This is a genomic window from Streptomyces sp., assembly GCF_035645055.1.
Lineage (GTDB): Bacteria > Actinomycetota > Actinomycetes > Streptomycetales > Streptomycetaceae > Streptomyces.
In genome coordinates this window covers 109299-133439 of record NZ_DASQNH010000097.1, presented here as the reverse complement: position 1 = coordinate 133439, position 24141 = coordinate 109299, and the positions used below count along the sequence as shown (strand labels likewise).

24 protein-coding genes and 1 pseudogene are annotated in these 24141 nt (G+C 73.2%); 12 read left to right on the top strand and 13 right to left on the bottom strand.

Translation table 11 applies throughout. The annotated features are described in order from the left end of the window. Both VE614_RS31380 and VE614_RS31375 read left to right on the top strand, forming a co-directional pair. Positions 1-220 (top strand): annotated as a pseudogene (locus VE614_RS31380) (hypothetical protein); the annotation flags it as partial. A gap of 156 nt (positions 221-376) precedes the next feature. Then, positions 377-886, top strand: a complete 510-nt coding sequence (locus VE614_RS31375) for a DUF2165 domain-containing protein (protein ID WP_324944920.1) — start codon at positions 377-379, stop codon at positions 884-886. Here the strand turns inward: VE614_RS31375 and VE614_RS31370 are convergent. Continuing rightward, positions 847-1662: an AraC family transcriptional regulator gene (locus tag VE614_RS31370; protein ID WP_324944918.1), complete on the bottom strand. Its 816-nt coding sequence runs from the start codon at positions 1660-1662 to the stop codon at positions 847-849. The two genes, VE614_RS31375 and VE614_RS31370, sit on opposite strands and share 40 nt — an antisense overlap. A gap of 50 nt (positions 1663-1712) precedes the next feature. Here VE614_RS31370 and VE614_RS31365 point away from each other — a divergent pair, with 50 nt between their 5' ends. Continuing rightward, positions 1713-2156 (top strand): DUF2000 domain-containing protein, encoded by a 444-nt coding sequence (locus VE614_RS31365; RefSeq protein ID WP_324944915.1) that lies wholly within the window; start codon positions 1713-1715, stop codon positions 2154-2156. 42 nt (positions 2157-2198) lie between these two features. On the opposite strand, the gene VE614_RS31360 is transcribed toward VE614_RS31365, so the two are convergent. From VE614_RS31360 to VE614_RS31330, 7 genes are all read right to left on the bottom strand, one after another. Continuing rightward, positions 2199-2768, bottom strand: coding sequence for a hypothetical protein (locus VE614_RS31360; protein ID WP_414719676.1), 570 nt, complete (start codon positions 2766-2768; stop codon positions 2199-2201). Between the two features lie 94 nt (positions 2769-2862). Further along, a complete protein-coding gene (locus VE614_RS31355; RefSeq protein ID WP_324944911.1) occupies positions 2863-5448 on the bottom strand; it encodes a bifunctional FO biosynthesis protein CofGH in 2586 nt (861 codons plus the stop codon). A gap of 24 nt (positions 5449-5472) precedes the next feature. Further along, positions 5473-6348: an LLM class F420-dependent oxidoreductase gene (locus VE614_RS31350; RefSeq protein ID WP_324944908.1), complete on the bottom strand. Its 876-nt coding sequence runs from the start codon at positions 6346-6348 to the stop codon at positions 5473-5475. 84 nt (positions 6349-6432) lie between these two features. Then, on the bottom strand, positions 6433-6816 hold the full coding sequence (locus tag VE614_RS31345) for a hypothetical protein (RefSeq protein WP_324944905.1): 384 nt from the start codon (positions 6814-6816) through the stop codon (positions 6433-6435). A 3-nt stretch (positions 6817-6819) separates the two neighbouring features. Beyond that, positions 6820-7257 (bottom strand): protease inhibitor I42 family protein, encoded by a 438-nt coding sequence (locus tag VE614_RS31340; protein ID WP_324944902.1) that lies wholly within the window; start codon positions 7255-7257, stop codon positions 6820-6822. Between the two features lie 67 nt (positions 7258-7324). Then, the gene (locus VE614_RS31335) at positions 7325-8908 is read right to left on the bottom strand and encodes a peptidoglycan-binding protein (RefSeq protein WP_324944899.1); all 1584 of its coding nucleotides are present in this window, start codon (positions 8906-8908) and stop codon (positions 7325-7327) included. A gap of 37 nt (positions 8909-8945) precedes the next feature. Next, entirely contained in the window at positions 8946-9320 is a 375-nt protein-coding gene (locus VE614_RS31330; protein ID WP_324944896.1) for a hypothetical protein, read from the bottom strand. Between the two features lie 208 nt (positions 9321-9528). Here VE614_RS31330 and VE614_RS31325 point away from each other — a divergent pair, with 208 nt between their 5' ends. From VE614_RS31325 to VE614_RS31310, 4 genes are all read left to right on the top strand, one after another. After that, positions 9529-9930: a nitroreductase family deazaflavin-dependent oxidoreductase gene (locus VE614_RS31325; protein ID WP_324944893.1), complete on the top strand. Its 402-nt coding sequence runs from the start codon at positions 9529-9531 to the stop codon at positions 9928-9930. A gap of 295 nt (positions 9931-10225) precedes the next feature. Continuing rightward, positions 10226-13171 carry an AfsR/SARP family transcriptional regulator gene (locus tag VE614_RS31320; RefSeq protein WP_324944890.1) on the top strand — a complete coding sequence of 982 codons (2946 nt, stop codon included), beginning with the start codon at positions 10226-10228 and terminating at the stop codon, positions 13169-13171. A gap of 245 nt (positions 13172-13416) precedes the next feature. Beyond that, positions 13417-13623, top strand: a complete 207-nt coding sequence (locus VE614_RS31315; RefSeq protein WP_324944887.1) for a hypothetical protein — start codon at positions 13417-13419, stop codon at positions 13621-13623. A 56-nt stretch (positions 13624-13679) separates the two neighbouring features. Next, the gene (locus tag VE614_RS31310) at positions 13680-13898 is read left to right on the top strand and encodes a hypothetical protein (protein ID WP_324944883.1); all 219 of its coding nucleotides are present in this window, start codon (positions 13680-13682) and stop codon (positions 13896-13898) included. A 144-nt stretch (positions 13899-14042) separates the two neighbouring features. Here VE614_RS31310 and VE614_RS31305 read toward each other — a convergent pair whose 3' ends face one another. Continuing rightward, a complete protein-coding gene (locus tag VE614_RS31305) occupies positions 14043-16460 on the bottom strand; it encodes a PQQ-binding-like beta-propeller repeat protein (protein ID WP_324944880.1) in 2418 nt (805 codons plus the stop codon). A 321-nt stretch (positions 16461-16781) separates the two neighbouring features. Continuing rightward, positions 16782-17516: a VOC family protein gene (locus VE614_RS31300; protein ID WP_324944877.1), complete on the bottom strand. Its 735-nt coding sequence runs from the start codon at positions 17514-17516 to the stop codon at positions 16782-16784. 134 nt (positions 17517-17650) lie between these two features. On the opposite strand from VE614_RS31300, the gene VE614_RS31295 reads away from it, so the two are divergent. Further along, positions 17651-18286 (top strand): TetR family transcriptional regulator, encoded by a 636-nt coding sequence (locus VE614_RS31295; RefSeq protein WP_324944951.1) that lies wholly within the window; start codon positions 17651-17653, stop codon positions 18284-18286. Between the two features lie 109 nt (positions 18287-18395). Here VE614_RS31295 and VE614_RS31290 read toward each other — a convergent pair whose 3' ends face one another. Then, positions 18396-18848 carry an Lrp/AsnC family transcriptional regulator gene (locus VE614_RS31290; RefSeq protein WP_043501804.1) on the bottom strand — a complete coding sequence of 151 codons (453 nt, stop codon included), beginning with the start codon at positions 18846-18848 and terminating at the stop codon, positions 18396-18398. An 82-nt stretch (positions 18849-18930) separates the two neighbouring features. Between VE614_RS31290 and VE614_RS31285 the strand changes: the two genes are divergently transcribed. Beyond that, entirely contained in the window at positions 18931-19560 is a 630-nt protein-coding gene (locus tag VE614_RS31285) for a LysE family translocator (RefSeq protein WP_324944873.1), read from the top strand. A 47-nt stretch (positions 19561-19607) separates the two neighbouring features. Then, positions 19608-20276 (top strand): pyridoxal 5'-phosphate synthase, encoded by a 669-nt coding sequence (locus VE614_RS31280; RefSeq protein WP_324944870.1) that lies wholly within the window; start codon positions 19608-19610, stop codon positions 20274-20276. A 167-nt stretch (positions 20277-20443) separates the two neighbouring features. Here VE614_RS31280 and VE614_RS31275 read toward each other — a convergent pair whose 3' ends face one another. After that, entirely contained in the window at positions 20444-21055 is a 612-nt protein-coding gene (locus VE614_RS31275) for a GNAT family N-acetyltransferase (RefSeq protein ID WP_324944867.1), read from the bottom strand. Positions 21056-21062: 7 nt separating this feature from the next. Here VE614_RS31275 and VE614_RS31270 point away from each other — a divergent pair, with 7 nt between their 5' ends. Together VE614_RS31270 and VE614_RS31265 are read left to right on the top strand one after the other, a co-directional pair. Further along, complete coding sequence (locus VE614_RS31270; protein ID WP_324944864.1) at positions 21063-21332, top strand: hypothetical protein; 270 nt, start codon at positions 21063-21065, stop codon at positions 21330-21332. Positions 21333-21399: 67 nt separating this feature from the next. Further along, positions 21400-22626 carry an NAD(P)/FAD-dependent oxidoreductase gene (locus tag VE614_RS31265; protein WP_324944861.1) on the top strand — a complete coding sequence of 409 codons (1227 nt, stop codon included), beginning with the start codon at positions 21400-21402 and terminating at the stop codon, positions 22624-22626. Between the two features lie 178 nt (positions 22627-22804). On the opposite strand, the gene VE614_RS31260 is transcribed toward VE614_RS31265, so the two are convergent. Next, the gene (locus VE614_RS31260) at positions 22805-24049 is read right to left on the bottom strand and encodes an MFS transporter (RefSeq protein ID WP_324944949.1); all 1245 of its coding nucleotides are present in this window, start codon (positions 24047-24049) and stop codon (positions 22805-22807) included. Positions 24050-24141: the final 92 nt, after the last annotated feature.

The following is a 24141-nucleotide window of genomic DNA, read 5'->3' as shown; positions in this document are numbered from 1 at the left end:
GTCGATGGGGCGGACCGCGCTGAGGGAGCTGGCCGAGGAGCGGCCGGTCGAGTTCATCGACCCGGTGCTCACGCTTCGGCGCAAGAGCGCCGGAGTCCGGGTGCACCGCATGCACCCCGCCCCGCCCGAGGTGGTCACGCGCCAGGGCTTCCGGGCCACGAGTCCGCTGCGTACGGTCACCGACCTGCTGAGGGCCGGACCGAGGGACCATGCGTGGTGAGGTGGCCCTGAGTGCCGCCCGCTGCCCGGCCAGTGTCGTGCTTCCGCGAGCCGGGAGCGCCCATGGGAGGCCGAACACGCCCTGGCTCCAGGTCGGGGAGTGCCGGGTGGCTCGATCGCTACTTGCCGCGTCGGCTCACGCGGCAAGATGGGCGCCATGTCCACCACAACCTCGCGCGGCCCTCTCTCCCTCGCCGCCACGCTGCTGACCGGGACCGTCGCCCTCTACATGGCCTTGGTCGCCTTCGGGAACATCACGGACTTCGGGACCAACCAGGCGTTCGTGCAGCACGTACTCGCCATGGATACGACGTTCAAGGACGAGGATCTGATGTGGCGGGCGATCACCAGTGAAGGGCTCCAGAACGCGGCGTACGTCGCGATCATCGTGTGGGAGACCCTCGCCGCGCTCGTCCTGATCGCCGGGACCTGGTTCTGGGCCCGGGGGGAGCACGGGCGAGGGCGGCGGTTCTCCACCTACGGGCTGCTCATGGTCATGCTGCTGTTCGGGGTCGGGTTCATCGGGATCGGCGGCGAGTGGTTCGCCATGTGGCAGTCCGGGGACTGGAACGGGCTCGACGCCGCCACCCGGATCTTCCTGCTCAGCGGGGTCGTGCTCGTCGTCAATCACCTGCCGGGTGCGACCGGGCGGGAACCGGCCGCGTAACGGCCCGGGGTCGTCCCCACCAGGCGTTTGAAGTGGCGGGTCAGGTGCGCCTGGTCGTGGAAGCCGACCTCGGCCGCCACCTCCGCCGGGCGGCGGCCGGCCAGCAGCAGGCGCCGGGCGCGGTCGACGCGGCGTGCCGTCAGGTACTGGTGGGGCGCGATACCGAACGCCGAGCTGAAGGAGCGGACGAGGTGCGCGGGGTGGGCGTGGACCAGCCGCGCCGCCTCGTCCAGGGTCATGCCGGGGCGGAGGCGGTCGTCCAGGAGATCGCGCAGGTCGTGGGCGACGCCCCGCGCCGGCGGTGGCACGGACGTCCTCAGGCGGGGGCGGAGGGTGGCGCGCAGACGGTCGGTGATCAGGGTCAGGCGGCTCTCCGCCTCCAGTTCGTCGCCCGGACGCGCCAGCGCCGCGTGCAGTTGGCCGACGCGGCGGCGCAGGAGCGGGTCGGCCATGTCGGGGGCGTCGACCGCCGGGCCGATGAAGGTCTCGTCCAGGCGGGTCAGGTCGAGGTAGAGCACGCGTTTGCGGAAGCCGTGCGCGGTGGCGGGTTCGCCGTTGTGCGGGACCTGCGGGGGCAGCAGGGTGACCGTGTCGTGCGGGGTGCCGTGCTCACGGCGGTCGAGGTCGTAGCGCACGGCGCCGTCGTCGACGATCAGCAGGGTCCACACGTCGTGGACGTGCATGGGGTAGGCGTGCTCGGTGAAGTGGGCGTGGAAGACCTCCGCGACGCCTGGTACGCGCGGGCGCCACGCGGTGATCTCCGGGCCACGGACCATGCAAGGAACGTACAAGACGGCCTCGCGGCGCGGGCGGCAGGCTCGGGACCATGACGACCGATGCCATGAGCGACAGCGCACCTGTACGTTTCGATACCAAGATCGCCGTCCTGCTGCGGGACGATCTCGCCCCCTGGCAGCGGCTGAACGTGACCGCCTTCCTGGTCAGCGGGCTCGGAACCGAGATCCCCGAGGTGATCGGGGAGCCGTACGCCGACGCCGACGGCACCCCTTACCTGCCGATGTTCCGGCAGCCCGTGCTGGTGATGGAGGGGTCCAAGGAGGTGCTGACCGCCGCCCATGGACGGGCCGTCTCGCGTGCGCTGCCGAGGGCCGTGTTCACGTCCGACCTCTTCGCCACCGGCAACGACCGCGACAACCGGGCCGCCGTACGGGCCGTCCCCCGCGATCAGCTGGATCTGGTGGGTCTCGCCCTGTACGGGCCGCGCAACGCGGTCGACAAGGTGCTCAAGGGCGCCCGGATGCACCCCTGACCCCGGCCCCCGGCGGGGTCACTCGTCGGCCGACTCGACGGCCTACTCGACGACCGTGACCGTCGTTCCCGTCGTGGCGAACTCCCACAGTGCCGTGCCGTCGTCGCGCTGTGTGCGGATGCCGCCGGTCCGGGCGCCGGAGGCGGGGGGCGGGGAGGAGCCGTCGACCGCGTGGGAGAAGGCGATGTTCACGCCGGACTTCGCGGCGAAGTAGACGATGTGCTCGATGCGGACGCCGTCCGAGCCGGTGGTGACGGGCTCGGAGCGGGTGCCCACCGTGTAGGTGCCCGGGTCCGGGTCGACGGTGCCCGGCCAGACCGTGAAGGTGCGGCGGGGGCTGTCGCTGGCGTCGATCAGCCAGACCCGGTTCAGGGAGAGGGAGTAGACGATACGGCGGCCGGTGCCCGAGTCGTCGGGTACGGCGGTGGGGGCCTTCGCCGTGGGCCTGGGTGTGGCGGTCGCCGTCGCCGACGGGGACGGGGTCGTCGCCGTGGCGACCGGACGGGTGCCGTCGGTGGCCTGGACCGCGAGGACGGCGACCACCGCTATCGCCCCGGTGGTCAGACCGGTCACCCAGGCCCACGAGGGAAGCCGGCGGGCAGGCACGGGCACGCATCTCCTCAACGATCCGGCCCCGGCGCCGGGCGACACCGAGGGTCGGATCATCCTACTGCGGGGCCGTGAACGGTCCGCCCGCCGCCCGCTCTCAGTCCAGCACCGGCAGCAGCTCCGGCAGGTGGCCGTCCGACGCCTCGGCCGTGCGGCGGCGCTCCTCGGGGACCTCCCCGTAGAGCGTGGTGCGGGGCTTGGCCGGGCGGCCCGCCGCCTCCGCGACCGCGATGAGGTCCTTGACCGACTTGTAGGAGCCGTAGGAGGAGCCCGCCATGCGGGAGATGGTCTCCTCCATGAGGGTGCCACCGAGGTCGTTGGCGCCGGAGCGGAGCATCTCGGCCGCACCCTCGGTGCCGAGCTTCACCCAGCTGGTCTGGATGTTGGGGATCCAGGGGTGGAGGAGGAGGCGGGCCATGGCCGTCACGGCGCGGTTGTCGCGCAGGGTCGGGCCGGGGCGCGCGATGCCCGCCAGGTACACGGGTGCGTTGGTGTGGATGAAGGGGAGGGTCACGAACTCCGTGAAGCCGCCGGTACGTTGCTGGATGGCGGCCAGGGTGCGGAAGTGGCCCAGCCAGTGGCGGGGCTGGTCGACGTGGCCGTACATCATGGTGGAGGAGGAGCGCAGGCCCAGTTCGTGCGCCGTGGTGATCACGTCGATCCAGGTCGCCGTGGGCAGTTTGCCCTTGGTCAGGATCCAGCGGACCTCGTCGTCGAGGATCTCCGCGGCCGTGCCGGGGATGGAGTCCAGGCCGGCTTCCTTCGCCGCGGTCAGCCACTCGCGGATCGACAGGCCGGTGCGGGTCGCGCCGTTCACCACCTCCATCGGGGAGAAGGCGTGGACGTGCATGCCGGGGACCCGCTCCTTGACCGCCTTCGCGATGTCGAAGTAGGCCGTGCCCGGCAGGTCCGGGTGGATGCCGCCCTGCATGCAGACCTCGACCGCGCCCACCTCCCAGGCCTGCTGGGCGCGGTCGGCGACCTGGTCGAGGGAGAGGGTGTAGGCGTCGGCGTCGGTGCGGCGCTGGGCGAAGGCGCAGAAGCGGCAGCCGGTGTAGCAGACGTTGGTGAAGTTGATGTTCCTGGTGACGATGTACGTCACGTCGTCGCCGACCGCCGACCTGCGGACGTCGTCGGCGACCCGGCAGAGCGCGTCCAGCGCCGGGCCGTCCGCGTGGAGCAGGGCGAGTGCCTCGGCGTCGGTGAGCCGGGTGGGGTCGTCGGCCGCGACGCGCAGGGCCTGGCGTACGTCGGTGTCGATGCGCTCGGGGGCCATGCCGGGGGCCGCCGCCTCGCGCAGGGCGCCCCAGTCGCCGTACACCTCGTCGAAGTCCTCGCGGCGGTCGGCGGTGCGGCCCTCGGTGTCGATGGAGGTGTGGAGGTCGGTGCGGCCGGTGGCGGTGAAGACCTCGTCCGGTTCCTGCCAGGGGCGGCCCGTCACGACGGCGTCCTCCCGGGCCAGGCCCGTCTCCGGGTCGGCGAGGGCGCGGACGTGCGGCAGCAGGCGCGGGTCCAGCCAGGGTTCGCCGCGCCGGACGAACTCCGGGTAGACGCAGAGGCGTTCGCGCAACTCGAAGCCCGCCGCCCGGGACCGCTCGGCCAGCCGCTCGATCTGCGGCCAGGGGCGTTCGGGGTTGACGTGGTCGATGGTCAGCGGGGACACCCCGCCCCAGTCGTCGATGCCCGCGCCGATCAGCCGCTCGTACTCGTCGTCGACCAGGTTGGGCGGGGCCTGGAGGCAGGCGCCGGGGCCCATGATGTGGCGGGCGACGGCGACCGTGGCGACGAGTTCGTCGAGTTCGGCGTCCGGCATGCCGCGCATCGCGGTGTCCGGCTTGGCGCGGAAGTTCTGGATGATCAGTTCCTGGATGCCGTGGTAGGCCCTCGACACCTTCCGCAGCGCGAACAGGGACTCCGCGCGTTCCTCGAAGGTCTCGCCGATGCCGATGAGGAGGCCGGAGGTGAAGGGGACCGAGGAGCGGCCCGCGTCCTCCAGGACCCGCAGGCGGACGGCCGGTTCCTTGTCCGGGGAGCCGTGGTGCGGGCCGCCGGGCTCGGACCACAGGCGGGTCGCCGTCGTCTCCAGCATCATGCCCATCGACGGCGCCACGGGCTTCAGTCGCTGGAAGTCGGTCCAGCTCATGACGCCCGGGTTGAGGTGCGGGAGCAGGCCCGTCTCCTCCAGGATGCGGATGGAGATCGCGCGGACGTAGGCGAGGGTGTCGTCGTAGCCGTGCGCGTCCAGCCATTCGCGGGCCTCGGGCCAGCGGTCCTCGGGCTTGTCGCCGAGGGTGATGAGGGCTTCCTTGCAGCCGAGGGCGGCGCCCCTGCGGGCGATGTCCAGGACCTCGTCGGGGGACATGAACATCCCGTGCCCGGCGCGGCGCAGCTTGCCGGGGACGGTGACGAACGTGCAGTAGTGGCACTTGTCCCGGCACAGCCGGGTGAGCGGGACGAAGACGCTCTTGGAGTAGGTGATGACGCCGGGGCGGCCCGCCGCCGCCAGGCCCGCGTCGCGGACGCGGGCGGCGGAGGCGGCGAGGTCGTCGAGATGCTCGCCGCGGGCCTGGAGCAGCACCGCCGCCTCGGAGACATCGAGGGCGACGCCGTCCCGGGCGCGTTTGAGGGCGCGACGCATGGAGTTCTCGGTGGGGCCCGTTCCGGAGGTCGCGGAAGTCGTCATCCTCCGAGCATACGATCGCGATGATCAGTGCCGGTCCGGGTCGCCGGACTCGTCGGTGACGTACGGCGCCAGCGCGTCCAGCGTCCGCAGCACCTCCGCCTCCCCGGCGGGCGGGAGCTGCAGGACGACCTCGTCGACGCCGAGTCCGGCGTAGTACGCGAGCTTGCCCGGGGTGGGGTGGACGGCGTACGGGACGACCTGGAGGGCGGCCGGGTCGCGGCCGGCGTCGGCCCAGGCGGCGCGCAGCGCGGGCAGGGTCTCGGACAGGCCGCGCCCGCCGATGGGCAGCCAGCCGTCGGCGTACTCGCAGATGTGGGCGAAGAGTTTCGGTCCGGCGGCGCCGCCGATCAGGGTGCGGGGTCCGACGACCGGCCCGCGCGGCTTCCGCACCGGCTTGGGGTGGGCGTGGCTGGCCCGGACGGACCCGAACTCGCCCTCGTACGCCGTCGGTTCCTCCGCCCACAGGGCACGCATCAGGGCCATCCGGTCCCGGACGAGGTCCCGGCGGGTGCGCCAGCGCACGCCGTGGTCGGCGGCCTCCTCCACGTTCCAGCCGAAGCCGAGGCCGAGGGTGAACCGGCCGCCGGAGAGGTGGTCGAGGGTCGCGACCTGCTTGGCGAGGTCGATCGGGTCGTGCTGGGCGACGAGCGTGATGCCGGTGCCGAGGCCGAGCGTCCGGGTGACGGCCGCCGCCTGGCCGAGGGCCACGAACGGGTCGAGGGTGCGGCCGTACTCGCGGGGCAGCTCGCCGCCCGCCGGGTAGGGGGTGGTCCGCTCGACGGGGATGTGGGTGTGCTCGGGCAGATAGAGCCCGGCGAAGCCCCGCTCCTCCAGCTCGCGTGCGAGCCGGGTCGGGGTGATCGTCTCGTCGGTGAGGAAGATGGTGACGGCGATGCGCATGACCCATCTGTACCGGGGCGCGGACCATCTGTCCATACCGACTGGTCGGTCACGCCCGGTCGACGGTCCCGTCGGGACTCCCCCTCAGCGGCGGACCGACTGCCGCAGCTCGATGATCGACGCGACCGCGCGCAGCCAGCGGGCGGTGGTGTCGTCCGCCCGGACGCCGCCCGCGAGCGAGGCGGCGGATTCCAGCCAGTCGCGGACGAGGTCCGCCGCCTCCGGCCGGGGCAGCGGCTCGGGCAGGGTCAGGGCGTGCGCCACGCCGCCCGCCCGGACCGTCTCGGCGAGGAACGCGACCGAGCGCGGCTCGGTGCCCAGTCGGTCGAGGAGGACCGCCGCGCCCACCGCGCCGTCACCGAACAGGGCCGTGCGCAGGGGGCCCTGGGGGGCGGTGACGCCGTAGCGGAGGAGGGCGGCGATGTCGAGGCCGGCCAGGTCGTCCTCGGTGCGCGCGGTGGTGTCCACGCCTCAGCCCACCGTGACCTTGTAGGTGATCCGCTCCGGCTCGGTCGGCTCGACGCCGCCCGTCGTCGGGGCGGGGGCCGGGCTGCCGTCGCCGGTGTCGCAGGTGCTGGCGAACGTGCAGTGCAGGAGCACGATCTCGGTGCTGCCCTCGCCGGTCGCCTCGAAGGTGAAGGTGAGACGGCTGCCCCCGCCCGCCACGACGTCGCCGCCGGAGTCCGACGCCGACTCGCTCTCCTGGCCCTCGGCGCGGACCACCGAGCCGTCCGGCTTCGGGTCGGCCAGGTACCAGTGCGAGCGGGTGGAGGCGTTCTCGTCGACGGTGAGGGTGAACCGCTCCCCCACCGAGGCGGTGATGGTGCGGTCGTCCGTGGGGTGGCTGGTGGGCTCGTCGCCGCCCGACCCACAGGCGGACAGGAGCAGCAGGGCCGCCGCCGCGCCCACCGCCCCGCTCCGGGACGCCCCGCTCCGCAAGGCCCGGTCGCCCCGGGATCCCCTGTTCCCGGTCGTCCTACTCGGGGACATAGACCTGGTACGCGTTGTTGAGTTCATTGTTGGAAGCCTTGCCCATGTTGCCGTTGACGAAGTCGTCCTCGCTGACCCAGGTGGTGGTGCCCCAGGGGTTGTAGATCTGGAGCATGTCACCCTCCTGGCCGATGATCATCATCGCGTGGGCGCCCTCGTCGCCCGAGACGTCGACCGGGACCGGCCGGCCCTCGGCGACCGCCCGCTGGACGTCGTCGAGGACCGCCCGGCGCTCGTCGGCGTTGTCGAGGTCGTGGCGGCGGTAGTCGTCGCCGGTGGCGCTGCCGAGGGTGGAGTCGGCGATGCGTTCCTGGCCCTCCTGGCCCATGCCGGTCCAGTCGTCGCCGCCGTCGCCCTCCTCGTGCAGCCGGTGCTGTTCGGCGACCAGCCGCTCCCGGAACGCCTTGGGGTCGTCCTCCTGCCCGCTGGGGCCGCCGGTGAGGCCGAGGGCGTAGATCGGGTCGAGCATGGCGCGGGCGTTGACGGTGGAGGAGGCCACGCAGGTGCCCTCGGAGCCGTCGCCGCCCTGGATCCACAGCTGGTTGTGGAAGCGGACGTAGTCCTTGTTGTTGTTGGAGCCGTCCTTGTACAGGCCCTCGTCCTCCATGCTGTCCTCGGCGGTGACCACCGGGGTGAGATGGCGGCGCAGCCACTCCGGGTCCTTGCCGTTGATCTTGCCCTGGAAGGTCTCGATCTCCTTGACGCTGTGGCCCGCGGCCAGCGCCTTCATCAGGTAGGCGCGCTCCTCCGCGCTGCCCGCCTGGGACAGCATCCGCTCCATGGCCGCCGTGTCGGCGCCGTTCAGCCGGTCCATGCGGCGGCCGGCGCGTTCCAGGTCGCTGGAGCTGAGGATCTCGTTCAGTTCGGTGGGGGCGTTCGCGGCGCCGGTGTCGGCCAGCATCAGCTTGTCGACGGCGGTGAGTTCGCCGGTGTTCATCTTCCCGGCGCGCGCCTCGGCCGCCCACTTGTTCAGGTCGCGGGCGGCGACCCGGGCGGCCTCCTCGGCGGCGACGGCGGCCTGGTGCATCAGATTGATGCCGTCGGACGCGTAGGCGCGGGCCGTCAGCCGGTCCCACTCCTCCTCGTCGTCCTCGTGCAGATCGTCGAAGAAGCCGTCCCGGCCACCGAGGGTGCTCTTGGCCTGCGCCATCCGGCCGCGCCCTTCGGCGTCCTGGCGCTGCGCGTCGGCGAGCGCGTCGGCGAGCCGCAGCATGGCGCCAGCGCCGCCCTGGAACGCCTCGGCCATCTGGAGCACGGCACGTCCGGCGGCGAGGACCACGTCGGAGGCGAGCACGCTGGTGTCGCCGACCCAGACGTCGGGCAGGCCCTTCCCGGCCACCCGCTGCACGCGGTCGTGGACGCCGCCCACGTTGTCGACCTGGTCGCGATAGCGCTTGCTCAGCGATTCCAGTGTCGCCGGATCGCCCTCCGGTTCGGACACGGAGAGCGCGCTGTCGATCATGTCGAGCAGGTCGTTCTTGCTCTCGGCCCTGGGTATGTCCTCGCACAGTCCGGCCAGCCACGCGCGCCGCCCGGCCGGGGAGTCCACGGGCCCCATGAATCCCGTCATCGCCTGTTTCCGCCCTGTCCCTGTTCTCGTACGGTGCTCAGTAGCCGGTCAGGGCCGAGGGGCGCTCGGCGAAGGCGGGCATGGTCGTCAGCTCGCCGTCGGCCACGGTGACGTTGCTCGCCGCCGTCCGGACGAGGCCGTCGCTGTCGCCGTACGCGCCCTTAGCGAGCCGCACCTTGCCCGCCAGCTCGTGCAGGGCCGCCTCCAGGGTGCGGGCCTCCGCCTCCCAGGCGGCGATGAACCGGTTGACGGCCGCGGCGGCGTCCGCGCCGCCCAGCGCGTCCGAGCCGTAGCAGACGCCGGACGCGATCGCCGAGCGGATCTTCCCGGTGTCGTCGCCCGCGCCGTCCAGCTCCTTCGCCTGACCGGACATGCCGGACTTCTTGAGCTGGTAGCCGTCCGAAGAGGCCATCGACTTCCCCCGTGATGACTGTGTCGATCTAGACCGCGGGGAGGCTAACACGCCGGCGGCGGCCCTCCATGGCCGGATCACACTGCCCGCACACCGAGCGCACACGGAGTGGCCACGGGGCGGGCGATGAGGGCGAGTTCACATCGGTGACGGGATCGTCGGAGACCATGGAGACAACAGCGTCTCGCGTGAAGGAGCCCCACGGACCATGTCCCGGCCGCCCAGCGACCTCCGTTTCCGTCTGACGACCGCCTTCCAGCGGTACGTCGCCAACCCGCTCACGCGCCGACTGCCGTTCCACACGCTCCTGGAGACCACCGGCCGTGTCTCCGGACTGCCCCGCCGCACTCCGCTGGGCGGCCGTCGCGTCGGTGACTCCTTCTGGCTGGTCTCGGAGTTCGGGGAGCGCTCGCAGTACGTCCGCAACATCCAGGCCGATCCCCGGGTCCGGGTCCGCATCGGGGGCCGCTGGCACACCGGCACGGCCCATCTCCTGCCCGACGACGACCCGGTGGCCCGGCTGCGCACCCTGCCCCGCTACAACAGCGCGGCCGTCCGGGCACTGGGGACGAACCTGCTGACGATACGGGTGGATCTGACGGAGGCCTGACGGACGACAGGCAGGCGACAGACGGACGCCTGACGGACGACAGACGGCCGAGGGCCGCCGCGCCGGCGAACAGCCGCCGGCCGCTCGCCGGGTACGGAAAGGCGCCCTTGGGGGCAAGGCCTCACGGGACTGACGGAACGTCAGCTGGGGGACGGTGCGAAGAGGCCGTGAGGGAGCCGTGAACCGGCCGCCGGTCCCCCCGGATCGGGCTGTGATCGGGATCTCGCGCGGCTGACGCATCCGCCATGAACAAGGCAAACTGACAGGGTTGCTCAGGATGTCTAGGGGGACGGCGATGGACGGGGTACCGCGAGTGCCGGCGCAGAGGCGTCCGGACCCGGTGGAACCTGCGGCGCTGCGATTCGGCGTGCTCGGGCCGGTACGTGCCTGGCGCGGCGGCGAACCGCTGAACACCGGATCACCCCAGCAACGCGCCCTGCTGGCCGCCCTGCTGCTGCGCGAGGGCCGCACGGCGACGGCCGCCGAGCTGATCGACGCGCTGTGGGGCGAGGATCCGCCCAGCCAGGCCCTCGCCGCGGTCCGCACCTACGCCTCCCGGCTGCGCAAGGCGCTCGACTCGGGCGTCCTCGTCAGCGACGCCGGCGGTTACGCGATCCGCGGCCTCGGCGAAGGCGCGCTGGACCTCGGCACCGCGCAGGACCTCGCCGCGCGGGCCGAGAAGGCCAAGGCGGCCGGAGACCTGTGCCACGCCCGCGAGACCCTGAACCGGGCACTCGCCCTCTGGGACGGCGAGACCCTGGCGGGCGTCCCCGGTCCGTACGCCGAGGCACAGCGCGTCCGCCTGGAGGAATGGCGGCTCCAACTCCTCGAAACACGCCTCGACATGGACCTCGAACAGGGCTGCCACGCGGAGGCGGTCTCCGAACTGACCGCCCTCACCGCCGCGCACCCGCTCCGCGAGCGCCTGCGCGAACTGCTGATGCTGGCCCTCTACCGCAGCGGCCGCCAGGCCGAGGCCCTCGCCGTCTACGCCGACACGCGCCGCCTCCTCGCCGACGAACTCGGTGTCGACCCCCGCCCCGGCCTCAGCGAACTCCAGCAGCGCATCCTGCGCGCGGACCCCGGCCTCGCCGAACCGTCCGCCCCGGTCGCCGAACCCGCCGCCGTCCCCGTCCGCCCGGCCCAGCTCCCCGCGACCGTCCCCGACTTCACCGGCCGCGCCTCCTTCGTCTCCGAGCTGAGCGCCGTCCTCGCCTCCTCCGGGACCGGGGTGATGGCCGTATCGGCACTCGCCGGCATCGGCGGCGTCGGCAAGACCACCCTCGCCGTCCACATCGCCCACCAGGCCCGCGCCGCCTTCCCCGACGGGCAGCTCTACGTCGACCTCCAGGGCGCCGGATCGCGTGCCGCGGAACCCGAGACGGTCCTCGGCTCCTTCCTGCGCGCCCTCGGCACGGCGGACTCCGCGATCCCCGACTCGCTGGAGGAACGCTCGGCGCTGTACCGCTCCGTCCTCGACGGGCGCCGCGTCCTCATCCTCCTCGACAACGCCAAGGACGCCGCCCAGGTCCGCCCCCTGCTGCCCGGCACCTCCGGCTGCGCCGCGCTCGTCACCTCCCGGGTGCGCATGGTCGACCTCGCCGGGGCCCACCTGGTCGACCTGGACGTCATGTCCCCGGACGAGGCCCTGGCCCTCTTCACGAAGATCGTCGGCGATGAGCGGGTCGGCTCCGAACGGGACGCCGCCCTCGACGTCGTCGCCGCCTGCGGCTTCCTCCCCCTCGCCATCCGCATCGCGGCCTCCCGTCTCGCGGCCCGCCGCACCTGGACGGTCTCCGTCCTCGCCGCCAAGCTCGCCGACGAACGCCGCCGCCTCGACGAACTCCAGGCCGGCGACCTCGCCGTCAAGGCCACCTTCGAACTCGGCTACGGGCAGCTCGAACCGGCCCAGGCCCGCGCGTTCCGCCTCCTCGGCCTGGCCGACGGCCCGGACATCTCGCTGGCGGCGGCAGCGGCCGTGCTGGACCTTCCGGCGGAGGAGACCGAGGACCTCCTCGAATCCCTCGTCGACACCTCCCTCCTCGAATCGGCCGCCCCCGGCCGCTACCGCTTCCACGACCTGGTCCGCCTCTACGCGCGTGCCTGCGCGGAACGCGACGAGGAGCCGCCCAGCGAGCGGGAGGCGGCGATGTCGCGGTTGCTGGACTTCTATCTGGCGACGGCGGCGGGCGTCTACGCGATCGAGCGCCCCGGTGACCGGCTGGTGGACCACCTGGAGCCCACCGACCGTCCCGGGCTGAACTTCGAGAACCGGCGCGCGGCGCAGGACTGGCTGTACGCGGAGGCGGTGTCCCTGCTCGCGTGCGTACGCCAGTCCACGCGGCCCGGGTTCCTGCGACGCGCCGTCGACGCGCTGTGGGCGTCGGTCGACCTCGCCGAGTCCGGTTCCAACTCCAAGGAGTACGAGGGCGTCGCCTCGGCCCTCCGGGAAGCCGCGAGAGACGTCCGCGACCCGCGCGCGGAGGCGCGGGCCCTGATCATGGTGGCCTACGTCCACCACATCACCGGCCGCTTCGACATCGCCAACCAGGCCGCCGAGCGGGCCGCCGAGCTGAGCGCCGGTGACGACCCGCTGACCGGCTGCTGGGCCGCCAACACCCGCGGTGTGATCGCGCTCTACCAGAGCCGGTACGACGACGGCGAGGCCCACCTCACCAGCGCCATCGAGGGCTTCCGCGCCTGCCAGGACCGCCCCGGAGAGGCCAGCGCCCTGTGCAACCTCTCCCGCATCCACCTCGCCACGGGACGCACCGGCAGCGCGGTGTCCCTGGCGCGGCAGGGCACGGACATGTACGACGCGATGGGGCACGCGCTGAAGGGCGCCAACGGGCGCTACGCGCTCGGTCTCGCCCTCACCCAGAGCGGCCTGCTGCCGGAGGCGACGACCAGGCTCACGGAGGCCCTGACCGTGTTCCGGGACAGCCGGCAGCGGCTGTGGGAGGGCATGTCGCTGTTCCGGCTCGCCGAGGCGGACCTCGCGGGCGGGCGGGCGGCGCAGGCCGCCGCCAACGCCGAGATGGCGCTCACCGTCCTGCGCGGCATCGGCGGCGAATGGCGGCGCGGCAACGTCCTCGTCGTGCTCGGCCACGCCCTGAACGCCGTCGGGCAGCGGGACCGCGGTCAGGTCTGCTGGCGGGAGGCCCTGCAGATCTTCGAGACCCTGGAGGCACCCGAGGCGGCCGAGGTCAGGGACCTGCTGGCGCCGGCCGCGCTCGCCTGAGCCGGCGTCCGCAGGGTGCCCGCACGGCGTCCGCGCGGCGCCCCGGCACCGGCGTTCATCGTTCGTTTATCCCCGTCCGGCACTCTCGATCGTGTCGAGCCGTCGCCTGGGGGGGTAGACGCAACGGCCGCGGGTCGGACCTCTATGGTGAACCGGCCCGACGGGGGCCCGCCCGGCAGTCCGCGGGGGAATTGCCGGGCGGCTCCCGTCCCACGAACGCAGAACACCACAGGGGAGCCCGTCACATGAGCGAGAACAGCACCAAGAACATCCACGCGACCGACGAGCCGACCGGCGACACCACCAACGGGAACATCCACGCCACCGGTGAGCCCGTCACGACGCTCGGGAACATCCACGCCACCAGCGAGCCGCTCAAGCCGCTCGGCGCGGACAGCGCGGGTGACACCACCAACGGGAACATCCACGCCACGGACGAGCCCGTCAACTGAACCTCAACGCACGGGGGATCGGCCGCGGCGGCGCGGAGGGGGAGCCGCCGCGGCCGATGTGCGTCGCGCTGCACCGCCGTACGCGTCACGTCGTCCAGCTCGCAGCTGCTGCCGCTGCCGCCGTTCGCCGGGACGTAGGACGCGGCCACGCCGAGGGTCTCGGTGGCGCCGGCGGAGACGTACGGGATGGTGGCACCGTGGTGCGCACCCTGTTCGGAGTGCTGTTCGGAGTGCTGTTCACCGAGTTTCTTCATGACATGTACGCGTCGTACTAGCGCAGCTCGCCTGGCGGCCCCCGCTCACCGGGCGTAGCGTCGGGTGTGAGCGCGGTGAAGGAGTCCGCACCCGCTCACCGAGAGCGACGGCCGCCGTCCGGAACCCCTTCCGAGCCCGCACGACGGCCGTCCCCCGGCACGGCTTCACGCGGTCCGCGCGGTGCCCGTGCCCTTCTCCGCGTCCAGCGCGTAGACGCAGCGGTCCTTGCTGCACGCGTACACGATCCCGTCCTTGACCACCGGTGAGCCGGTGATCTCGCCGCCGGTGGCCAGCTTCCAGCGCAGCCGGCCGTCGTCGGCCTTCAGCGTGTACAGCAGGTGGTCCGTGGAGCCGAAGTGGATGCGGCCCTCCGCCACCGCCGGGGCGCCGACGATGTCGCCGCCCGCCTGGAACCGCCACTTCGGGGTGCCGGTGACCGCGTCCAGGGTGTACAGGCCGGTGCCGCTGCCCACGTGGACATGGCCCGCGGCGACCAGGACGGGCTCGACGGACGCCCGCGCCTCGGTGGCGATCCGCCAGCGGTCGCGGCCGTCGGTGGCGTCGAGGGCGTAGACCGTGCCGAGGTAGTCGGCGAGGTAGACGCCGCCGCCGGTGACCGCCGGGCCGGGCGCGAAGGCGGGCGGCGAGAGGAAGACCGCCGGGGCCTCGAAGTGCCAGCGGACATGGCCGCTCGCGACGTCGACGGCGAGGACGCGGGTGCCCGCGGAGACGTAGACGTAGCCGTCGGGGGCGGGCGCCACCCGGACCGGCACGCCACCGCAGGAGGCCGCGTCGCCGATCGGGTACGACCAGCGCTCGTCACCGGTGCGGGCGTCCAGCGCGCGCAGCCGGGCGTCCTGCCAGACGTACACCGTGCCGTCGTGCAGGGCCGGACCCGCCTCGGGGGACTCGAAGTCGGTCTGGCAGCCGGTGATCTCCCACAGCTTGCGGCCGTTCACGGCCTCCCAGGCCTGCACGCCGCCGCCGCGGGTCCCGGTGACGACAGTGCCCCGGTCGGCCTTCAGGGAGTACACCCAGGCGTCCGTCGAAACCCGCCACAGATCGGCGCCCTCGCGCGCGTCCAGGGCGAACAGGGTGGGGCCGTCGGAGGCGTGGATACGGCCGTCCGCGACCGCCATCGACCAGGCGACGTCCCGCGTCTTGAAGCGGCGCCGGCCGGTGCCCACGTCCAGGGCGTGCACCTCGAAGGAGGTGACGTAGACCAGGTCGCCGTCGACGGCCGGGGTGCCCCAGACGTCGTTCGACATGCGGAAACGCCACGGACGCCAGCCTGCCTGCGACGGCTCCGGCGGGGCGGCGGGCGCCGGGGGCGCGGTCACGGCGGGCTCGGCGCCGCCCACCCCGGGGCGCGGCTTGGACCAGGAGGCGGAGAGCCCGGCCTCCGGCGGCGGCGCCTTCACGGCGGCGGCGCGGGCGTCGGCGACGCGCGGTCCCGGCCCGATGGGCACGGCGGCACCGGCCAGCCGGACGGGGCCGCCGTCCGGGGAGCCGACCGGAGCGGGAGGCGCGCCGACGGGGGCGGGAGGCGCGCCGACGGGGGCCGGGGCGACGGGGTCGTGGGAGGGCGGCGGCGGGACGGCGGAGTGGCCGCCGTGCCCGACGCTGCGCCCGGGTGCGTGCCCGGGTCCGTGCCCGTGCCCGGTGTGGGCGGGCTTGGCCGCGGGGCGGCCGCCGCGGCGGGTCTCGATGAGGGCGACGGCCTTCTCCGGCAGCCACGCGGAGGCCGTGCCGCTGTCGTCGGACCCGGAGCCGAACAGGTGCGGGGCGAGCTGGGCCTGGAGGTCGGCGGGGGTGGGGCGGGCCGCCGGGTCCATCTGCATACAGGACTCGATCAGCGGGCGCAGCTCGTCGGGGAGGCCTTCGAGGTCGGGGCCCTCGCGCAGCAGCATGAAGACCGTCTCGACCGGGTTGGCGCCGTGGAAGGGCGGGTGTCCGGTGGCGGCGAAGACGAGGGTGGAGCCGAGGGAGAAGACGTCGGAGGCGCCCGTCACACTGCGGGAGTCCTTCGCCTGCTCGGGTGACATGTAGGCGGGGGTGCCGACCGCGACGTTGGTCATCGTCAAACGGGTGTTCGAAACGCCGGACGCGATGCCGAAGTCGATCACCCGCGGGCCGTCCTCCACGACCAGCACGTTGGAGGGCTTCAGATCCCGGTGCACCAGCCCCGCGCCGTGGATGGACTGCAAGGCCTCCGCCACGCCCGCCGCCAGCCAGCGCACCGCCTGGGCGGGCATCGGACCGCAGTCGTTCACTATCTCCTCGAGGGAGGGCGCGGGCACATAGGCGGTGGCCAGCCACGGCACCGCGGCGCGCGGATCGGCGTCGACCACGGCCGCCGTGTAGAACCCGGAGACCGCGCGGGCCGCCTCCACCTCACGGGTGAAGCGGACCCGGAAGAGCTGGTCCTCGGCCAGCTCGGTGCGGACCGTCTTGATCGCCACCCGCCGGCCCGACGCCGAGCGCGCGAGATAGACCAGCCCCATGCCGCCGGCCCCCAGCCGTCCCAGCACCTCGAACGGCCCGATCCGCCGCGGATCGTGCTGCGTCAGCTGATCCACCACTTGCCTGCCACCTCCCCGTACGAGCCGCGCCACCCACATATGTACGCGACCCCGTGCAGCGTCTCACCACCGCACCGCCATGGCGGCACGCACCCCGATTCTTCCTGGCCGGGGCCCTGGTTGCGAACCCGGTGAGAAACAGGGTGTCTCACCCTATATGCCGCAAAGAGGCGCCTGACCAGCGGCTGACCAACGCCTGACCAGCGGCCGATCAACGGTTGATCAGCGGTTGATCAGCGGCCCACCAGCGGCCGACCATCAGCAGACCAGCGTCCGATCAACGCCTGCTCAATGCCTGCTCAATGCCTGATCAACGCCTGCTCAACGCTGGAGCACCGCGAACGACGCCCCCTGATCGTCGGTGACGATCCCCACCGTGCCGTACGACGCCTCGAAGGGGCCCGCCTGCACCCGGCCGCCGAGCCGGGTCACGTCCGCGAGCGCGGCCTCGCAGTCCGCCACCCGGAAGTGGACCAGGAAGTGCGGCGGCATCTCCGCGGGGAAGACATCGGTGAGCGGGGCGCGGCCGAAGTCGGGCTCGGCGTCCGGGCCGAACAGGGCGTCGTGGAAGAGACCGCCGTAGAAGGTGTTCGCGGCGGCGGTGTCCCGGGCGTACAGCTGCGCCCAGCCGAACGTGCCGGGCTCGTGGCGGCGGCCGAAGCCCGCGTGCGCGCCCGGCTGCCAGAGACCGAACACGGCACCCTCGGGATCGGTGGCGAGCGCCGCGACCCCCAGCTCGCCGACCGGCACCGGCGCGGTCACCACCTGGCCGGCGGCCGCCAGGATCCGCCGGGACAGGGCCTCGGCGTCCGGGGTGGCGAAGTACACCGTCCAGACGGTGGGCAGCCGCCCGTCCGCCTTCTGCGCGAGCGCGGCCACCGGCTCGCCCTCGGAGCGCGCCCAGACGCTGCCGGCGTACGACTCCTCGAAGGTCCATCCGAAGAGCTCACCGTAGAACCGCTTGCCCGCCTCGACGTCGGCGAGCTGGGCGTCGACCCAGCACGGGACGCCCTCCGTGTACCCCTCTTGGTGAGCAGATGCCCTGTTTTCGGCCATGCAGTCAAAGTAGCGGCGGCGCCCGCACCCCGCCCACCAGGCACACCACCCTCCGATCCCCCGTGCACCCCATTTGCAGTCGGCCGAATCGCGCTCAGATCACCCCTCGGTAAGCTGACGACATGACAGGACAAGTGCGTACCGTCGACGGCCGCGTGGCCGGCCGGCGTGGGCAGGCGACGCGGCAGAAGCTGCTGGACTGCCTCAGCGAGATGCTCAGCTCCTCTCCCTACCGGGACGTCAAGGTCATCGATGTCGCCCGGAAGGCGGGCACTTCGCCCGCGACCTTCTACCAGTACTTCCCGGACGTCGAAGGCGCCGTCCTGGAGATCGCCGAGCAAGTGGTCACCGAGGGCGCCGGATTGACCGAGACGGTCGAGGGGCGCAGCTGGGTCGGCAAGGCGGGCTGGCAGACCGCGCAGGAACTCGTGGACGGCTTCCTGGAGTTCTGGCGCAGGAACGACGCGATCCTGCGCGTCGTCGATCTCGGCGCGGCCGAGGGCGACAAGCGCTTCTACAAGCTCCGCATGAAGATCCTCAACTCGGTGAACAGCTCCCTCGCGGACGCCGTCACCGAGCTTCAGGCCAAGGGCAAGGTCGACAAGGACGTCAACCCGGCGGCGATCGCCGGTTCGGTCGTCGCGATGCTCGCGGCGGTGGCCTCCCACCAGAAGGGCTTCTCCTCCTGGGGCGTCAAGCAGGCCGAACTCAAGCCGAACCTGGCGCTGTTGGTCCACCTGGCCGTCACCGGGAAAAAGCCCACCAAGTAACCGCACGCCCTTCCCCACGTCCTGTCAGGCGCCCCGAAAGGGGCGCGGGGAACTGCGCGATCAACCGAAAACGGCCCGCGGCCCGCCACCCGGAGAGGCCCCGACGGTGCTACGCGGGCAACGGCCGGTCCCTGACCACGTGCTTCATCACCAGCGTGGACGTCAGCCGCTGCACCCCCGGCAGCGTGGCCAGCCGGTCGTCGTACAACCGCTGGTACGCGGCGAGATCCGCGGCCACCACCCGCAGCAGATAATCCGGCTCCCCGAACAGCCGCTGCGCCTCCACCACCTCCGGCACCTCGCTCAGCGCCCGCTCGAACCCGGCGACCGTCTCCCGGTCCTCCTGCCGCATGGAGACGAAGACCAGCGCCTCGAAGGTCAGCCCGACCGCGGCCGGGTCCACCACGGCCCGGTAACCGCTGATCGCCCCGGACCGCTCCAGCTCGCGCAGCCGCCGGTGGCACGGCGAGACGCTGAGCCGCACCCGCCCGGCCAGCTCGGTCACGGTCAGCCGCCCGTCCTGCTGAAGCTCGGCAAGGATTTTCCGGTCCACGTCGTCCATGGAGCAAATCTTGCCCCAGAGTACGAGTGGGTGAGAAAAGAACGGAAACACTTTCGGCCCATTCCCGCCTAATGTCCCCCTCATGGATTCGGGAACGCTGCTTTCTTTCCTCGCCCTGGACCTTCTGCTGGTCTGCGTACCGGGCGCCGACTGGGCGTACGCGATCTCCGCCGGACTGCGCGACCGCTCGCCGGTCCCGGCGGTCGCGGGCCTCGTCACCGGCTACGCCCTGCACACCGTCCTCGCGGCGGCGGGGCTCGCGGTGCTGGTCGCCGGGTCGCCGGCCCTGCTCACCGCGCTGACCGTGGCGGGAGCGGCGTACCTGGTGTGGCTGGGGTGGGGCGTACTGCGGCGGCCGGGGGTACCGGGCGCCGGGGACGGCGGGGAGGCGGTCACGGCCGGGCGCCGCCGGATCTTCCTGCGCGGCGCGACGATCAGCGGCCTCAACCCCAAGGGCCTGCTGCTGTACCTGTCGGTGCTGCCCCAGTTCCTCACCCTGGACGGCCCCCACCTCCCCGTCCCCGTCCAGACCACCGTCCTCGGCCTGCTCCACATGGCGTCCTGCGCCGCCGTCTACCTCGCGGTCGGCCTCCTGGCCCGCGCGGTCCTCGGCGCCCGCCCGTCCGCCGCCCGCGCGGTCACCCGCACCTCGGGGGCGGCGATGCTGGGGATCGGCGCGTTCCTGCTGGTCCAGCGCCTGGCCACGTCCTGACCCGCAGCGTCGTACGCCGAGACACCCGCCGCGGGGATACTCGGGCCATGGCACCGGATCCGGATCTTCACGCACTGCTGCGGTCACTGCGGGTGTGGGACGTCGGCACCCTCCCCGCCTTCGACCCGTCCACCGCCCCCGCCACCCCGCTCCCCCTCTTCACGGCCTGGTTCGCGGAGGCGGTGGCCGCCGGGCAGGTGGAGCCGCACACCATGTCCCTGGCCACCGCCGACGAACACGGCCTCCCGGACGTCCGCACGGTGATGCTGCACGGCGCCGACGAGGAGCACGGCTGGAGCTTCGCGAGCCACTCCGGCAGCGGCAAGGGCCGCCAGCTCACCGCCCGCCCCCACGCCGCGCTCGGCTTCTACTGGCCCGTACAGGGCCGCCAGATCCGCGTCCGCGGCCCCGTCACCACCGCCCCGGCCGAGGCCGCGCAGGCCGACCTCCACGCCCGCTCCACCGGCGCCCTCGCCGCGGCGCTCACCGGCAGACAGAGCGAGCCCCTGGACTCCCTGTCCGACCTGGCCTCGGCCAGCCGGGCCGCCTGGGAACGGGCGGAACGACACCCCGAGACCCCGGCCCCCACCTGGACCCTCTACCACCTCCAGCCGGACCAGGTGGAGTTCTTCCAGGGCGAGGCACGGCGACGGCACGTGCGGTTGGTGTACCGGCGGGAGGGGGGCCGGTGGGAGCGGGGGTTGCTGTGGCCGTGAGGGGCTCGGCCCCGTACTGGTCGAGGCCGTTGCGGCGCAGGCCGTCGGTCGCCGTCAGCGGGACCGTGTGGGCAGCGGGGCGGGAGCACAGGAACGCCTCGGCGGGGACAGGGAGGCGGTGAGATCGGTGGTGAGGGTCCAGGCCGCAGGGGTGGCGGGGCGCGGTGTCACGGTGCCGCGTCCGCCTCGTCCGTCGCCAGGCGGGCGTGCAGGTGGACGTCGCGGAACGCGTCCCTGCGGCCCGCCTCCCACATCGCGTGGCGCAGGGTGCCCTCGTGGCGGAAGCCGCAGCGTTCGGCGACGCGGCAGGACGCGTCGTGGCCGAGGGCGTGGCCCAGTTCGAGGCGGTGCAGGTTCAGTTCGGTGAAGGCCCAGTGGGCGGCGAGGGCGAGCGCGCGCGTGGCGACGTGCCGTCCGCGGGCCTCGGGGAGAACCCAGTAGCCGACGCGGGCGCAGCGCATCCCGTGGTCGATCATGTTGACGCCGATGTGGCCGAGGGGCGTACCGGTGTCCGCGTCCGCGCCCGCCTCCGCGATGCGGAACGACACCGCTGTGCCGTCGGCCGCCTCCCGCGCCTTGGAGCGGATCGACGTACGGGCGCTCTCCCGGTCGGTGACCGGGGTCAGCGGGGTGTTCCAGCGCTGGAACTCCGGGTCGGTCAGGCCACGCAGCCAGGCTTCGACGTCCGTCTCGGAGTCCGGGTCCCAGGGGCCGAGGCGCAGGCCGTCGCCGTACAGCTCCGGGGGAGCCGGGTGGGAGCGTTCGTGTATGTGCACCATCGGGCCATTGAACCGCGCCGGCCGCCCGGCGCGGAGCTGTGTGGTCCCCGTGCGTCCCGTCGAGTCCTCCGAGTACACCTCGCTGACCGTCTCCGCGAACCTCGCCGCCGCCGCTCACCGCCTCGGCGACGAGGTCGACCACCGCTCCTACCGGGACGAGGGCCACGGCGCCGACACCGACACCGGCGGCTTCCTCGCCCGGATCGCGAAGGTGTGCGGCTACCCGGAGCGCGTGAACCGACTCGGCGCGGCCTGGGCGCGGCGCACTCATCCGTGATCGATCCGCAACCAATTCCGGTCTTGACCGAGACCCATCAACCGGCCATGTGATTACGCTCCCCCACATGCCCGCCCACACGCCCGACGTCCCCGCACCCGCCCCGGCCGGCCCCGACCGGCACCCGGTCTCCGTCGACCGGCACCCGGTCTATGTCATCGGCGGCGGCCCCGGCGGCCTCGCCACCGCGTACGCGCTGCGCGCCCGGGGCGTACGGGCCGTGGTCCTGGAGAAGGCCGACCGGGTCGGCGCCTCCTGGCGGCGCCACTACGACCGGCTCCACCTGCACACCACCCGTCGGCTGTCCGGCCTCCCCGGACTGCCCATGCCGCGCCGCTTCGGCCGCTGGGTCTCCCGCGACAACGTGGTGCGCTACCTCGAGAAGTACGCCGAGCACCACGAGCTGGACGTCGTCACCGGCGTCGAGGTCTCCCGCGTCGACCGCTCCCCCGACGGCACCGGCTGGCTGCTGCACGCCACCGGCGGCCGGAAGCTGACCGGCGCCGCCGTCGTCGTCGCCACCGGTTACAACCACACCCCCCGCGTCCCCGACTGGCCCGGTCTCGCCGACTACACCGGCGACTTCCGGCACTCCCGCGACTACCGCGACCCCGCGCCCTACGCCGGCCGTGACGTGCTCGTCGTGGGCATCGGCAACACCGGCGCCGAGATCGCCGTCGACCTGGTGGAGGGCGGGGCCGCGCGGGTACGGCTCGCCGTGCGCACCGTCCCGCACATCTGCCGCCGCTCCACGGCCGGGTGGGCCGCGCAGTACAACGGCGTCCTGGTCCGCCGTCTCCCCGTGCGCCTGGTCGACGTGCTGGCCCGGCCGCTGGCCCGGATCAGCGTGCCCGACCTGTCGGCGCACGGCCTGCCCCGCCCGGACACCGGTCTCTACAGCCGGCAGCGCGAGGGTGCCGTCCCGGTCCAGGACGCGGGCCTGATCGACGCCGTCCGCCGGGGCACGGTGGAGATCGTCGCCGCCGTGGACTCCTTCGAGAACGGCAAGGTCGTCCTCGCCGACGGCGACCGCATCGCCCCCGACGCGGTGATCGCCGCCACCGGATACGTCCGCGCGCTGGAGGGCCTGGTCGGCCATCTCGACGTGCTCGACGCGCACGGCCGTCCGGTGGCTCACGGCGCCCGCGCCCCGCGCCACACCCCCGGCCTGTACTTCACCGGGTACACCAACCCCATCAGCGGCATGCTGCGGGAACTGGCGATCGACGCCGAGAAGATCGCCAAGGCGGTCGCCCGGAGACACGCGGACCGGGTGTCGCGGCTGCCCGGCTGACGGCTCCCCGAGCGCTCCGGCCCGAAGGGCGCCCGCAGTTCACCGGGGACGGTGCCGGTGAGCGGGCCCTTAGGGGGTGTCTCGCCGATAGAGGGGTGCCTCGTCGACAGGGGGTGCCTCGTCGACAGGGGGTGCCTCGTCGATCAGGCGAGCCCGGCGCGATCGGGGAGACGCCCCCCTAGGCCGTCGCGAGCCGTGCGGCCGCCGGCCGGCGCCGGATCACCAGGGCCATCAGCGCCGCCGCCGCGCACAGCGCGCCGGACGCGTACCAGACCATGTCGTACTCGCCGAAGACATCACGGGCCACGCCTCCGAGGAAGGCGACCAGGGCGGCGCCGACCTGGTGGGAGGCCAGCACCCAGCCGAAGACGATCGCGCTGTCCTCGCCGTAGTGCTCCCGGCACAGGGCGACGGTGGGCGGGACGGTGGCGACCCAGTCGAGGCCGTAGAAGACGATGAAGAAGATCATCGGCGGGTGCACGGACGGGCCGAGGAGCATCGGCAGGAAGAGCAGCGAGACGCCGCGCAGGGCGTAGTAGACCGCGAGCAGCCGGCGTGCGTCGAAGCGGTCGGTGAACCAGCCGGAGGCGATCGTGCCGACCACATCGAAGACCCCGATGACGGCGAGCAGCGAGGCCGCGGCGGTGACGGGCATGCCGTGGTCGTGGGCGGCGGGCACGAAGTGCGTCTGGATCAGGCCGTTGGTGGAGGCGCCGCAGATCGCGAAGGTGCCGGCCAGCAGCCAGAACGGGCCCGTGCGGGCGGCCTGGAAGAGGACCGTGACCGCGCGCCGCGCGGCTCCCGGGACCGGCGGGGGCTTGGGCACGAACTCCTCCGCGCCGTACGGCTTCAGCCCGACGTCGGCCGGGTGGTCGCGCAGCAGGAGCCAGACGAAGGGGACGACCGCGAGGGCGGCGAGGGAGACGGTGACGGCGGCCGGGCGCCAGTCGTGGGTCTCGACGATCCAGGACAGCAGCGGCAGGAAGATCAGCTGCCCGGAGGCGGACGCGGCGGTGAGGATGCCGGTGACCAGGCCGCGCCGCTCGGTGAACCAGCGGTTGGTGACGGTCGCGGCGAAGGCCAGCGCCATGGAGCCGCTGCCGAGGCCGACGAGCAGCCCCCAGCAGAGCATCAGCTGCCAGGCGGCCGTCATCCACACCGTGAGCCCGGAGCCGAGCGCGATCACGATCAGCGCGACGGCGACGACCCGGCGGATGCCGAAGCGGTCCATCAGGGCCGCCGCGAACGGCGCGGTGAGGCCGTAGAGGGCGAGGTTGACGGAGACGGCGGCGCCGATGGTGCCGCGTGACCAGCCGAAGTCCTGGTGCAGCGGGTCGATGAGCAGGCCCGGCAGGGAGCGGAAGGCGGCGGCGCCGATGATCGTCACGAAGGTGACGGCGGCGACGAACCAGGCTCGGTGGATCCGGCGGGTCCGGGCGGGGCGGGCTTCCTTGTCGGTGTTCCCGGCGGTGTTCCCGGCGGTGTTCCCTGCCGTGTTTCCGGCCGTTTTCTCCG